Origin of the sequence: Vibrio sp. AIC-3 (assembly GCF_013114515.1) — a bacterium.
GTDB classification, from domain to species: Bacteria; Pseudomonadota; Gammaproteobacteria; order Enterobacterales; family Vibrionaceae; genus Vibrio; species Vibrio crassostreae_C.
The window spans coordinates 151,683-165,372 of record NZ_VTXG01000008.1; the positions used below are offsets into that span (position 1 = coordinate 151,683).

A 13,690-nucleotide genomic window follows, 5' to 3' on the forward strand; every position below is an offset into this window, starting at 1 on the left:
GTATCTAGACAAACGGTTGCGAGAGTTTCACAAAAGTTTGATTTACAACAAAGCGATCCTTAAAATCGCTCTATTACTACATAACAAGAAAGAAAGTCATGAAACTGGAAACTGTCGATTACCTTGCTGACGACGCAGCAGAACAATTTGTTCGCTCTCTACGTGAAACTGGTTTTGGTGTTCTTAAGAACCACCCAATCCCGAAAGAGCTTGTTGAGTCAATTTACGAAAACTGGTACCAATTCTTCATCTCTGAAGAGAAAGAGAACTTCCACTTTAATGTTGAAACACAAGATGGATATTTTCCACCTTCAGTGTCTGAAGTTGCTAAAGGCCACACTGTAAAAGACATCAAAGAGTACTTTCACGTATACCCTTGGGGCCAAATCCCTGAACAGCTGAAAGAACAGATTCTAGATTACTACCAACGTGCGAATGCTTTTGCTCAAGAGCTGCTAGGTTGGGTTGAAGCTCATGCTCCTAAAGAAGTACAAGAGAAATTCTCTATTGCGTTATCAGAAATGATCAACGGCAGTGAACAGACTCTGCTTCGTGTTCTTCACTACCCACCAATGCAAGGTGATGAAGAGCCAGGTGCAATCCGCGCTGCGGCACACGAAGACATCAACTTACTGACGGTTCTTCCTGCTGCAAGCGAGCCGGGCCTTCAAGTTAAAGCTCAAAATGACGAGTGGCTAGATGTTCCATGTGACTTCGGTAACATGATCATCAACATCGGTGACATGCTTCAAGAAGCATCTGGTGGTTACTTCCCATCGACAACTCACCGTGTAATCAACCCATCAGGTGAACGCCAAGAGAAGTCTCGTATCTCTTTGCCTCTATTCCTTCACCCGAAACCAGAAGTAGTGCTATCTGAAAAGTACACAGCAAACGAATACCTAATGGAACGTCTAAGAGAGCTTGGCGTTATCTAGTCAGTTCAATGCTTCGTCCCTAAAATTGGGATAGATGTGAAAGGTCAGCTAAGTCGCTGACCTTTTTTGTATCCGTACCAAAGAATTGCGGCTTTATTACTAGGGCGTGTTGATCTTTCGAGCTGATTTTTGCAGCGAGTTGCTGGGTATTTATACAAGGCAGAGGCATCGATGTGTAGTTAGCCTACATGAGAAGCCGATAACGTAGTAGAAATGACCAGCAAACGCTGCCCGAAGGGTTCGGCTAAAAGCGTTTTACTCTTTGTTGAGGGAGATTTGCTTAGAATGACTAGGCTACTTCTCCCTCGCCGCGATTAAAACGCTTTTATCTCGAACAAAATTTAACCGCGAAAGGTCAACACGCCCTAATGGTTGTATTCAACGAAATGGTACTCAGTTTTGACGATAAAAGGTGCCTTTAAGCCAAACGTTAGAAAGTTGTTTGTCCTTAAGCTCGACAAATCTTAGAAAATCGCTTTCAATTAAAGAAGATACGCAACGGATGCGAAACAGGTTACTTATAGTATCCACAGTTCTAGAAATCCATTAATTCAGAGAAGCTAACTGAGTCAACTATGTCGAATTATCAAGATGTGAGAGCAAACTTTCATTGCCATATGGAAAACCCATTGCTTTGGCCGATAATGGAAGTGCTTAAGCAAAAGCCAAGCGGATGGAAAGTACACACATTGGCAGCTCATCTGAACGATCTTGGGTTTGTGCCAGTGTTGGATGCTGTGCCTGAGAAAGAGTTGTTTAAAAAGAACTTCCTTATCATGAATGCGCTTTATCAGCTTCAAGAAACCTTACACCCAGATGGTTGGCTCCAAGTCCAAGCGATGGACATCGAATTGATGAATGGTCGTTATCACGGAAGCAGTCACAGCATCGATCATCAAGACCCACTTCGAGAATACTACATTAATTGGGTTAACTATGAAGCGGATGAAGGTGAAGTCAAAAGGCTGTTGAACGAATTTTGGACTCGGTATAGAAAGTATGTGGGTGGTGATGAACTCGATATGGATCGAAGTCGAGCATTGAACCTGTTTGAGTTACCTTTAGACGCGACACACCATGAAATTAGAAAACGTTGGCGACAACTGGCATTGAGATGGCATCCGGACAGAGACGAAGGCAACACCGCAAAATTTCAGACGCTCTGTGAAGCATGGCATGTATTAAGAAGCTCATAATCGACAGGCATTTTTAGCTGTCTAATTGCTTAGAACCCTAAAACAGAAAGCCCCACATTGTGAGTGACACAAGTGGGGCTTTGTCGTTATTACGCTATGTTTTGGGTAACTACGTTATGTGCTGTAGCGACTTAAGTTATTGGTGTTAGGAGTGATCTTTGCTCTCACCACTTTTATGTTCAAAGGCATAGTCGAGTACTTTACGGATATAAGGCGCACCAACTTTTGAGCCACCGTTACCGTGTTCAATAACCACAGTTGCGACATATTCAGGGTGTTCATACGGTGCGAAAGCCGTGTAAAGCGCATGGTCAAGCAAGTGTCTAGCGAGTTTCTTCGAGTTGTAGACCTGGTCTTTCGCAAGATCAAAGACTTGTGCAGTTCCTGATTTACCGCCGCTCGTGTATTCAGTTCCCTTAAATGCACGTCTGCCGCTGCCTCGATTACCGTGGTTTACGAGTCGCATCGCATTGATTGGCACATCCCAAATTCTATCCGGTACTTCGGTGATTGAGGGCATTGGCTCCGGTTCGACAAGTTGTTGTGTACTGAAATCTTCACCATGATCTAAGGTGGCTCTTAAGATATGAGGGGGCATCACCTTACCATGATTAACTAATACTGACGTTGCTTTAGCAAGTTGCATAGGTGTCGATGTCCAATAACCTTGGCCAATACCAATCGGAACTGTGTCACCCTGATACCAAGGGGTGCGATAACGCATCATCTTCCATTCTCGAGTCGGCATGTTGGCGGTACTTTCTTCATAGATATCAATGCCTGTCGGTTCACCAAATCCAAATCGGTTCATCCAACTTGAAATTCGGTCAATACCCAAATCGAAAGCGGTTTGATAGAAGAATGAATCTACCGACTCTTCAATGGCTTGAGTGACATCGACAGGTCCGTGACCCCAACGTTTCCAGTCACGCCACGATTTAGAGTTTCGTTTAGAGCCAGGAATTCTCCAAACGCCATGGTCGTTACGGATGGTATCTTCAGAGATGACATGTTCTTGCAGTCCTGCCACAGCCATAAATGGTTTAACGGTTGAGGCAGGAGGATAAACGCCTAGAGTGGTGCGGTTAACCAACGGGTGAGCCGGATCATTCAATAAACGTTGGTAGTTCTTACTCGAAATGCCGTCGACAAATAGGTTAGGGTCGTAACTCGGGCTTGATGCCATCGCCAACACGCTGTTGTCTTTCGGATCGAGAATAACCGCGCTTCCAGTTCGGTGATCAAGTTGCTCAAAGACGTATTTTTGCAGCTCAAGGTCAATATTTAACACGATATCTTTACCAGCTACTGGCGGCACGTACTCAATGGTTCGGACTATTCGCCCACGGCTGTTTACTTCGACTTCTTGATAACCTTTGGTGCCGTGCAGAATATCTTCGTAATAACGTTCAACACCCAGTTTTCCTATGATTGTTGTAGCTTGATAATTCGCTTCTATCCCTTGTTCTTCAAGCTTTCTGAGATCGCTATCATTGATGTGCGCCACGTAACCAAGAACATGGGTAAGCACCTCACCATTCGGGTAAAAACGCTTTAAGCTGGTATCGATAGATAAGCCGGGGAACTGGTACTGGTGCACGGAGAACTTGGCGATCTCTTCCTCCGTTAAGTTCTCTAGAATAGTCACAGATTTAAAACGGCGGGTGTTGTGATAGCGTTTTTTGAAACGAGCGATCTGCTCTGCATCACGGGGGACATATTTGTCTAGCTTGGTGAGCATTGCATCGACATCATCGGTTTGCTCAGGAATCATGGTTAGATCAAAGACAAGCTTGTTCTCTGCAAGCAACACGCCGTTACGGTCGTAAATAAGTCCACGAGTAGGGGCGATAGGTAATACTTTGATTCTGTTGCCATCGGCACGAGTTTGATAGCTTTTAAAGTTTTCAACTTGAAGTCGGTATAGATTGCCGACTAAGACAAGAGTGAACATCAAGATCCCACAAAACGCGACGATTACGCGGTTTTTGAATAGGTTCACTTCGATTTTATGGTCACGCATCTTAACGCGTTTATGATTCATTGAAGCCTCAAGGGTCTGTTACATTTGGTTACACTTGTCGAATCGGGACTTTATCTGAATATCACTAGGGTTTTGTAAAAGCTGTGTCATGTTTTGAGGGATCGACAGCATTAGATGGCGGTAAACAGTGCCTTTAATTTTCTCATTACAAAAGATGATAAGTAATTGATGTAAAGATTGGTTTTATGAATTTATAAAGTTCAAGAGTTTTGACGACACTAGAGGTTAGGTCAAAAGAGGTTAGATAAATTTACGGCCCTCAGAATGAGAGCCGTAAAAGGTTAATTTGCTTATTTAGTGGCTTAGAAGCTTTAGTAAATTAGAAGATTAAAACTTCAAAAACCTAGAAGCACAATAAATCCGATATTTAACGAAATCAGTTCGAAGGCTTGAACTGAGATTTACGCATACGGTTCAGAGCAGCCATCACATCTAACGTTCTTGGTTTCGCTAGGTCACCGTAGTTAGGCATGTTAGCGTGCCATTCGTTTTCTAAAATAGCGTTAAACTCTTTAGCAGGGTTGTTTGACCAACCTGGAGTTTGTGCGAATTGGAACCAAGCCCAACCGATCGCATTCACTTCAGACGGTGATTCTAATTGCTCAAGCGCAGAAAGGTCTGCAAACTCTTTACCAAAACGCAGTGACTCTTTGCCTTTAGCATTAACACGGAATTTACCGTCAGTCAGAATGTTCATCAGTGAAGCACGGTTCAATGAACGCGGTACAAACGTTTCTAAAGCAGTTTCACATTCGTTAGTACGCTGAGTAGGGTGCTGAGCAATCACGTCTTTTGCTTTTTCAGTCACATCTACCGCTTGGTAGTCGTGCATTTGAATCACAGTGTTCGCGACATCTAGGTAATCACCAGAGCCACCCATTACAACAATGGTAGAGATATCCATCTCTTCACGAAGCTGACCAATGCGGTCGACAAGTGGTGTGATTGGCTCATCGCCTTTTGACACTAGCGCTTGCATACGCTCGTCACGAATCATGAAGTTAGTCGCTGACGTATCTTCATCGATAAGTAGAGTTTGAACGCCGGCTTCAATCGATTCTTGTAACCAAGCCGCTTGAGACGTAGAACCTGACGCATCTTGTGTGCTGAAGTCAGATGTGTCTTTCTGCATTGGTAAATGGTTGATGTAGTTTGACAGGTTCAAGCTGTGCACACATCGACCATCTTCAGCGCGGATCTTCATCGTATCAATCGCAGTTACAATGCCTTCGCGACCGTCACCAGGAATATGGTTGTAGATAGAACGTTCAACGGCGTTCAACAGTGTCGATTTACCATGGAAACCACCACCAACGATCAGCGTAATGCCTTTTGGAATGCCTAGGCCGGTCACGTCACCTTGGTTTGGAGTATTTAACGTAACACTCAATGATTCTGGAGCCGCGAAAGGTACCGCGTCTTTCATTGGAAGGTCGCAGTTACCCGCGATACGAGGTAACACACTGCCGTTTGCAACGAAAGCGGCTAGGTTGTTTTCATCCAATTGAGCACGCAGCGCTTCTTGGTCTTCAATCGTTTCACAATGTTTGATCATTGCATCGATGTTTAACTCACGCTCAAGCGTCGCGCGACGAATAAACTTCGGTAAGTAGAAAGTGATGATGTTGTTCGCTTTCTTAGCAAGAATGCTACGACCATCAGCTGGTAAATTAATACGGAAACGAATTTCGATGCCGTGGTCTGTGAATACAACAGCTGTGTTGTCTAATACGGTTTGACCCGTCAGCGCGATAGAAACGGTCGACTCTTGTTTCGCGAACTCAGAGAAGCTACGTGCGATAAAGTCACGAGCGGCTACTTGGTATTCGTAAGATTTTTCTTTCAGCCAATCTAACCCGGTCAAAGACCACGCGCGCGTTGCACGAAAACGAGAAGCTGACGCGTATGGGTCACCTTGGATGTGGTCGATGTGTAATTCAAAATCAGCAAAGTCGTATTGACCTTTAATTTGTTGATATGCACGGTAGTTTTGTTTTTCGAGCTTTTTAAGCTTTGCAGTCAACTGATCCATAACGAGGAATGCCTATATAAGGGGAAAGATAAAACAGAAAGGCGGCGATTATAAAAATCACCACCTTTAGAGTAAAGAGAAAGTAGGCCTAAATCCAAAACTAACTGCTCTTTTTCGCTTTAAGCGTAACGAGTTGTCCCCAAATAGTTTTGATTGATTAAGCTGTGTTCGAATTCTTGGCTCGGCATTGGTCTTCCGTAAAGGTAACCTTGGCCCACATCGCAGCCTTCGTTAATAATAAATTGCTCCTGAACCTCCGTTTCTATGCCTTCAATCGTCACTTTTAAGTCGAGCTTTTTGGCAATTTGGACAATAGAACGAACAATTTCCGAGTCTTCGTGTGAGTTGAGCATTTGGTCGATAAAGCTCTTATCAATCTTAATGGTGTCGAATGGGAACTTCTTCAGATAACTGAAGGAGGCGTAGCCCGTACCGAAGTCATCTAGTGACAATGTAACGCCAATATCGTGCAAAGATCCCAAGGTATTCTTGGCAACCACTTCATCTGCTATCAGTCCACTCTCCGTAACTTCAAGTTCTAAGAAACGAGGCTCTAAATGATAGGTTTCGAGTAGGTGAACCACTTGTTCCGCAAAGTGTACGTTCTTGAGTTGAATTGCAGACACATTCACAGCCATCTTGAAATCTTCAACGTATTCGGACCACTCTTTGGCCTTTTCAATCGCATTGCGTAAAACAAAGCTGCCCACTTCGAAAATCAAACCGTTTTGTTCAGCCATGTGGATCAGGGTTTCGTTAGAGATATCACCCAAAACAGGATGTCGCCAACGAAGCAAAGCTTCAGCACCGACCCAGCGATGAGTCAACGGGCTAACTTTGGGTTGAAAGTAGAGCATAAGGTCATCATTACGAACGGCTTGAAGCAAATAGCCTTCGATCTTATTAATGTGAGTTTGTTCTTCGGTATGGGATTGAGAGTAGTAAGCGAACTTTTGTCCTGAATCTTTGCAGGCTAACATCGCTTCAGAAGATTTCTGCAGAATGCTTTCCGCGTCATCTTCGTCGTTCGTAATTGCAATCCCAATAAACGCGTGCAAATGCACTTTGTCACTTTCGATGTCGAATTCTGAATGACCAACTTTAACGAGCGTCTGGCAAAGTTCTTCAAGGCGATGGTGTAAATCTTTAACGCTAAACGCCAATACGAGGTCAACCGAAGTAGGGCGTGCAGTTAATACATCGATATCAGAAATACAGTCGATGCGTTTTCGGTATTCAACAAGCACTTGGTCTAACGCGTTATAGCCGTAGCGTGCTTGTATGCGTCTACCGTTGGTAAAACCAATATGAACGACTGCAAATGAGCTGTCTGTCAGCCTTCTCTGTGACAGTAGCTTGTGGTTTAAGCGAGATTCAAATGCGTTTCGGTTTAAAAAGCCGGTGCCGAGGTCGTGATTCTTTTGGAAGTTAATCTTCTGTTCAGCCGCTTTTCGTTTATCAATTTCTTGATTCAACGAGTAATTAAGGCTCGCGAGATCTTTAGTGCGATTGTAAACGCGGTTTTTTAGGTCGTGATTCATTTGGGTAAGCTTGGCGTGTTGGAATAGGGTTTTAAGCTGAGATTCAATCGAAGTCCGAAAGCTCTCTAACAGTTTGATATAAGTAGGGGTGTAGTGATTCTCTTTCGAGTCCAAGATACAAATGGTGCCAAACAGTTCACCGTTAGGCCAAAGTAATGGAATACCACAATAGGAGACTAAGCCGAGTTTGATGTCTGGGTTGTTGTCCCACTTAGGATCGGCAAGCGCGTTAGGCACAAGAAGCTGTCGTTGAGTTTCCATCACTGTTTCGCAGTACAGCCCATTCCCCAGCGTTTCAGAATCACCTTTGTTGTATGGGTTGTTCTCGCTACGACTGGTTGAAAAAACTTCAATGTAATTGGCGTGAACACGCATGATTAGTGCTGCGGGCACTTGAGTAATTTGAGCTAAGAGGTCGACAATATTCTGCCAACCGTGCTCCATATCGTCTGGGATATCTAAATCGAGAGTTTTTATTTTCTTCATATGACTCCGAGTCAATTATGCTAAATGCATCAACACATCCTGTGTTAATTATGATGAACCAAAGAAAACTGTGAATCTTACGTTAACTAAGTATAAGAAATGTTGCACGAAAAAACCTCCGCAATTATGCAGAGGTTTTCAAATGTGAATCCGGGTCTCAGTAATGAGATAATTTTAGATTAAGGCTTTAACTTTATAAAATCTTCTGTATTAAGTTTCTGGCTATAATCTACCGATGGTTGAGCAAACCCATTTAATTGTAGAAATTCTTCTTTAAACCCTTGGTAATCCCCTAAGGTTTGGAAGTTATTTTCGTCCATCTTTTCTAGCAGTTCAGTTACGTGCGCTTGGGTTTCTGGGTCTAATTCCCAATCATCCATACGGATCAATCGCTCACCATCAAGTGGTACTTTGGATTGACCATAAAGTTTACTGCCAAACAGACGCTGCATTTGTTGGATACAACCTTCGTGGGTCTCTTTCTCTTTCATCACCTTATACAAAGCAAGTAAGTAAGGGCTTAATCCAGGGATGAAAACGCTCGCTTTAGTGACTAGGGCTTTACATACCGCCGCGTAAGCGTTGCCATCAAAGTTAGCTAACTCTAGATTAAGAGCGTGGCTGGTTTGGTGAAGGTCGATCTTAGCGCGTCCCAATGTACCGTCTAAATAGATAGGATGTGTGACTTCTGGACCCACATAAGAAAACGCGATTGTCTTACAACCCGGAGCAATAGATTCTGCGTTGATGAGCTCATCTATCCATTGTTCCCAATCTTCGCCTCCCATCACTTTGAGTGTGCTTTCGGCTTCTTCTTCCGTCGCGGCTTCAAGCGTGTTGGTGACCCAGTTGTCGTGTTCCAGAGAAATGGTTGCGCCAGTTACGCTTTCACCAATAGGTTTGATGGCAGAGCGCCAAAACTCATCGGAATCTGGTTTAGGACGAACGCCTGCAGCTAAGCTATAGATAATCAGATCCACTTCACCTTCGAAGTAGGTTTCAATGGCTTCGACAACTTGTGAGCGTGTTTCTTGCGAAAATGCGTCGCCAACGATGTTGATAGCAGTGCGTTGCTCTCGTTCGGCTTCTTTTTTGAAGTAGATGTTGTTGTACCAACCAGCACTACCTAGGGATTTTTCGTTTGGACCGCGCTCGAATGAGACGCCGATAGTGTCAGCTTTTGCGCCGCCAAAGGTAAGGGCAATACGAGCGGCAAGGCCAAAGCCTGAGGAAGCGCCGATAATCAGTACTCGTTTAGGGCCATCTTTGATTTGCGGCGCACTCTTAACAAACTTGATTTGTTGCTTTACGGCTTCTTGACAGCCAAGAGGGTGAGCGCTTTTGGCTACCACACCCTTGATAACAGGTTCGATCAGCATAAATAACCTTACAGTTAACGGTGATATGCACTCAGGCTAACGTAAAGCTGTGTAAAATTTATTGAGCTAGACCATTAAAACTTAAAGATACTGATATAATTCTTCGGCGACGAATTCAGCAATCCAAGGTTGAGCTTCTGGTTTTGGATGCAGTCCATCGTTCATCATCCACTCAGGTTTGAGGATGATATGCTCTAGGAAAAACGGCAAAAGTGGCACGTTTTGTTGATCAGCAAGCGCTGCAAAAACGTATTCAAACTGCTGGTTGTAACGCTTTCCGTAATTTGGTGGGATTTTAATCTGCATCATTATAGGTTTGGCGCCCGCAGCTTTTATCTGCTCAATGATCTGCTCAAGATTTGCAGACATCAGCTTAGGTGGGAAACCACGAAGTCCATCATTCGCACCAAGTTCGATAAGAACGGTGTCTGGAGCATGTTCTTCAAGCAATTGTGGTAGGCGGGCTAAACCATTGCCCGTTGTATCACCAGAAATACTCCCGTTAACCACGGTAACCGCTTTATCATGTTTTGCTAGCGCGTCTGGCAACAAACTTGGCCAACTCTGTTTGATATCCATGTTGTAACCAGCACTCAAACTATCGCCAAGTACCAATAACTTTGAATCTTGAGCTGACGCAGAGCCTTGAGCTAAAGAAGCGGTTGAAAATAAAATAAAAAATAAAAAGGAAATTAGTCGAGTCATGCATACATCCATCATTAAAGCAGAAGCTGTTTCCAAGACAGTGTCTACTAATCAAGAACATTTAACAATCCTAGAGCACGTTGATATCGATATTCGTGAAGGCGAAACTGTCGCGATTGTCGGCACGTCTGGTGCGGGTAAATCGACCCTAATGACGCTGTTAGCTGGTCTTGATGTACCAACGAAAGGCGAAATCAGTTTATTAGGACAGCCACTTTCACAGCTTGATGATGAGGCAAGGGCTAAGATTCGCAGTGAATCGGTTGGGTTTGTATTTCAAAGCTTCTTATTAATTCCAAGCCTTTCTGCGCTGCAAAATGTCACGTTACCTTGTTTGTTGAAGGGAGCAGACGAAGACATCGAACGCGCGACTGCTCTGCTTGAATCAGTAGGCTTGAAAGACAGGCTTGATCATTTGCCGTCGCAGCTATCGGGTGGTGAACAACAAAGGGTCGCGTTGGCGCGCGCATTTATGATTAAGCCAAAAATTCTTTTTGCCGATGAACCCACAGGCAACCTAGACCAACAAACTGCTGCCAAAATTGTCGAGTTGTTGTTTGAATTGAACTCATCCCACGGCACAACGTTAGTGTTGGTGACACACGATCCTAAGCTTGCACAACGTTGCCAAAGAACACTCAAGATGCATGTCGGTCAGATAGAGGAAGTCTAAATTGAATTCATCAAACGGACTGAATAAACGCCTGTTTTCATGGAGTATCGAAGAGATTCGACACGGTCAGCTTTGGCCAGTTTCAATCGCTTTAACGCTTATTATTGCTTGTGTATTTGCATTGTCGGCGTTGGCCGAACGTATGGAGCAGGTAATTGTTAAGCAGGGCAAAGATGCGCTTACTGCCGATATCGTGTTTATCTCAGCAAACCCAGTTCCACAATCCTTATTAGACCTCACTCAGGTTGAACAGTTAGAAAGCTCTCAGTTGACCCGTTTTTCAACGATGGCATTCAGTGATAACTCGATGCAGCTAGTGACGGTGAAAGCGGTTGAAAGTAATTATCCATTACGCGGTGAAATGATTTTAGAGGGTGCTGATAAAGCATCAAGTAACCATGTTGAGCCAGGTGAGCTTTGGTTAGACGAGCGTATATTTGCGCAGCTAGAGGTTGAAATTGGTGACAATGTCACTATTGGCGATGCCGATTTAAGGATAACAGGGCGCATCACCCAAGAGCCAGGTTTGAGCTTTAACCCATTCCAACAAATGCCAGCCGTGCTGATTCATACAAATGATATCGATGCCACGGGAGCGATTCAACCGGGCAGTCGTGTTAGTTTTAGGCTGTTTCTAAACGGTGATGATACAAAACTGCAAGCCGCGCAAGACAGCGTAGAATTAACACCAAGCGATCGCTGGCGTACACAAGACTCAGCCAGTCGTACCAACGACATGTTCGAAAGCACCACTCAATACTTATCACTAACGGTAGCTATCGTAGTGATCATGGCTGCGACCACTTTGGTACTCACTTGCCAACATTATGTTGCGAGTCGTCGTAAAACCATCGCGATGCTTAAGAGTTTAGGTGCAAGCAAGCAGTGGATCGTTAAATGGTTGTCTGTACAGGTATCTTTGTTAGTGGTTATCGGTGCAGTACTGGGAATAACCATCGGTATCGGCTTGGAGTTTTTGCTTCGTATACCTCTGGGCGACTTATTACCAACGCCACTTCCTAGCTATGGTATTGAACCTGCAATCTTGGCGATTTTATCAAGCATCCTAATTGGTGTTCCTGCTCTTGGTATCCCGTTAATTGGCTTGGTCAACACCTCGGCAATCAGCGTGATTCAATCAAGTCACCAGTCCAATGAAAGCTACAAGAAATATTTGTTGTTACTGGTACCGATTATTCCAATGATGCTGATGTATGGCGACAATCTATTGGTATGGATAGTTTTAGCGGGTATCGCTTGCCTGTTCTTAGTGCTTGCGGTCGTCAGTTCGCTTGTTCTGCGTTTAGTTAGTAAGTTGCCGACATCGACATCGATGCGTTTGGCATTGAGTCGAATTAATCGCACACCTTTAGCAACTGGGATTCAATTTGGCTCTTTAGCGCTTTCACTGATGTTGCTGTCTATCATCTGGTTGGTAAGAAGTGATTTACTGTCAGATTGGCAACAAACCTTACCCGAGAACGCACCGAATGCGTTTGCACTTAACATTGCAAGCTATGAGAAAGACAGTTATCTCGAGACGATTGATGCAAACGAAGTAGAGCGTACTCAAGCGTTTCCAATTATCCGAGGACGACTGACGACGATAAACGGTGTCGAAGCATCGGAATACAGCGATACCTCAGGCGAAACAGACGCACTAAGTCGAGAGATCAACTTCACTTGGGGAGATAGCTTACCCGAGTACAATGAAGTGTTAGAAGGTAACTGGACGCAAGAGCATGGCGTATCTGTGGAATCGGATGTCGCGGAGCAACTGGATCTAAAGATTGGCGATGAGCTGTCATTCACAATCAACAGCCAGAATGTTTCTGCCAAGGTGAATAGCATCCGCAAAGTCGAGTGGCGAGAAATGAAGCCGAACTTCTACTTCATTTTTACTCCAGATGTCTTGAGTTCAATCCCTTCTACTTGGCTAGTGAGCTTCAGATTAGAAGAACAACACAATCAGATGCTCAACGAACTCTCTCGAAATCATCCAACCGTGAGTTTGATGGATATTCGTAAGATGGGTAGCAAGATCCAAGAGTTGCTTAAGCAGATTGTTTGGTCGATTACCGTACTTGCGGCGTTAGGTGTGGTGGCGGGGCTGTTGCTTATCTTCACTCTATTGCGATTGAGCTTATCTCAAAGACAACAAGAGATACGCTTGTATCGAACATTAGGCGCGAGTAAGAAGCGAATTCTCAATACTATTTGGTGTGAGTACGGTTTAATGGCTTTAGTCGCAGGCTCAATTGCAGCCCTTGGTTCTGAGCTCAGCGTGGCAGGAGTGATGAACTTTGGTTTTGAGTTACAACCTTCACTTCACCCGATGTTGTGGATAGCGCTACCGGTGCTAACGTTCATCACATTAGCCGCGGTAGTGAATAGCTTAATCAAACGTTTGTTGGCACCAGTAAACAAGGATTTTGGCTAGTCGTTAGCGAGATCTAGCCAAGCGCTTAAAACGGTCTAAAAGTGAGATTATTTATACTTAGTCATGCACTATTTATAATACGTCGCTTTAGACCGTTTTTTATTTAACCAACCGGTAGCATAAGTAAAAAATATCGAACCTTAGATTCCACTGTTTTTAGCATTTTTTAAAACTAATTACCCAATAATGCCGATTTAATGAACAGCGGTTAGTCACTGTAAACAAAGGGTTTGCGCAACTTAGCAAGAACGTTATC

At 44.0% G+C, this 13,690-nt stretch carries 9 protein-coding genes; 4 read left to right on the top strand and 5 right to left on the bottom strand.

Annotated elements, in window-relative coordinates:
• The first annotated feature begins 98 nt into the window (after positions 1-98).
• Positions 99-938, top strand: coding sequence for an isopenicillin N synthase family oxygenase (locus F0229_RS08345; protein WP_017060073.1), 840 nt, complete (start codon positions 99-101; stop codon positions 936-938).
• A gap of 575 nt (positions 939-1,513) precedes the next feature.
• A complete protein-coding gene (locus F0229_RS08350) occupies positions 1,514-2,134 on the top strand; it encodes a DNA-J related domain-containing protein (RefSeq protein WP_029235437.1) in 621 nt (206 codons plus the stop codon).
• Between the two features lie 145 nt (positions 2,135-2,279).
• On the opposite strand, the gene mrdA is transcribed toward F0229_RS08350, so the two are convergent.
• The 5 genes from mrdA to F0229_RS08375 all read right to left on the bottom strand — a co-directional run bounded on the left by mrdA (position 2,280) and on the right by F0229_RS08375 (position 10,321).
• Entirely contained in the window at positions 2,280-4,178 is a 1,899-nt protein-coding gene (gene mrdA / locus F0229_RS08355) for a penicillin-binding protein 2 (RefSeq protein ID WP_017060075.1), read from the bottom strand.
• Positions 4,179-4,554: 376 nt separating this feature from the next.
• Positions 4,555-6,210 carry an ABC-ATPase domain-containing protein gene (locus F0229_RS08360; RefSeq protein WP_017060076.1) on the bottom strand — a complete coding sequence of 552 codons (1,656 nt, stop codon included), beginning with the start codon at positions 6,208-6,210 and terminating at the stop codon, positions 4,555-4,557.
• A 119-nt stretch (positions 6,211-6,329) separates the two neighbouring features.
• On the bottom strand, positions 6,330-8,237 hold the full coding sequence (locus F0229_RS08365; RefSeq protein ID WP_171732623.1) for a GGDEF and EAL domain-containing protein: 1,908 nt from the start codon (positions 8,235-8,237) through the stop codon (positions 6,330-6,332).
• A 179-nt stretch (positions 8,238-8,416) separates the two neighbouring features.
• On the bottom strand, positions 8,417-9,616 hold the full coding sequence (fabV, locus tag F0229_RS08370; protein WP_017067782.1) for an enoyl-ACP reductase FabV: 1,200 nt from the start codon (positions 9,614-9,616) through the stop codon (positions 8,417-8,419).
• 81 nt (positions 9,617-9,697) lie between these two features.
• Positions 9,698-10,321, bottom strand: a complete 624-nt coding sequence (locus F0229_RS08375) for an arylesterase (protein WP_017069908.1) — start codon at positions 10,319-10,321, stop codon at positions 9,698-9,700.
• Between F0229_RS08375 and F0229_RS08380 the strand changes: the two genes are divergently transcribed.
• Positions 10,320-10,994: an ABC transporter ATP-binding protein gene (locus F0229_RS08380; protein ID WP_017067780.1), complete on the top strand. Its 675-nt coding sequence runs from the start codon at positions 10,320-10,322 to the stop codon at positions 10,992-10,994. The two genes, F0229_RS08375 and F0229_RS08380, sit on opposite strands and share 2 nt — an antisense overlap.
• Position 10,995: 1 nt before the next feature.
• Positions 10,996-13,434 (top strand): ABC transporter permease, encoded by a 2,439-nt coding sequence (locus F0229_RS08385; protein ID WP_171732624.1) that lies wholly within the window; start codon positions 10,996-10,998, stop codon positions 13,432-13,434.
• The last annotated feature ends 256 nt before the right edge of the window (positions 13,435-13,690 follow it).

Excerpts from the sequence above, each read along its gene's own strand:
- F0229_RS08345 (WP_017060073.1), top strand. The coding sequence starts at position 99 with ATGAAACTGGAAACTGTCGATTACCTTGCTGACGACGCAGCAGAACAA.
- F0229_RS08350 (WP_029235437.1), top strand. The coding sequence starts at position 1,514 with ATGTCGAATTATCAAGATGTGAGAGCAAACTTTCATTGCCATATGGAA.
- mrdA (WP_017060075.1), bottom strand. The coding sequence starts at position 4,178 with ATGAATCATAAACGCGTTAAGATGCGTGACCATAAAATCGAAGTGAAC.
- F0229_RS08360 (WP_017060076.1), bottom strand. The coding sequence starts at position 6,210 with ATGGATCAGTTGACTGCAAAGCTTAAAAAGCTCGAAAAACAAAACTAC.
- F0229_RS08365 (WP_171732623.1), bottom strand. The coding sequence starts at position 8,237 with ATGAAGAAAATAAAAACTCTCGATTTAGATATCCCAGACGATATGGAG.
- fabV (WP_017067782.1), bottom strand. The coding sequence starts at position 9,616 with ATGCTGATCGAACCTGTTATCAAGGGTGTGGTAGCCAAAAGCGCTCAC.
- F0229_RS08380 (WP_017067780.1), top strand. The coding sequence starts at position 10,320 with ATGCATACATCCATCATTAAAGCAGAAGCTGTTTCCAAGACAGTGTCT.
- F0229_RS08375 (WP_017069908.1), bottom strand. The coding sequence starts at position 10,321 with ATGACTCGACTAATTTCCTTTTTATTTTTTATTTTATTTTCAACCGCT.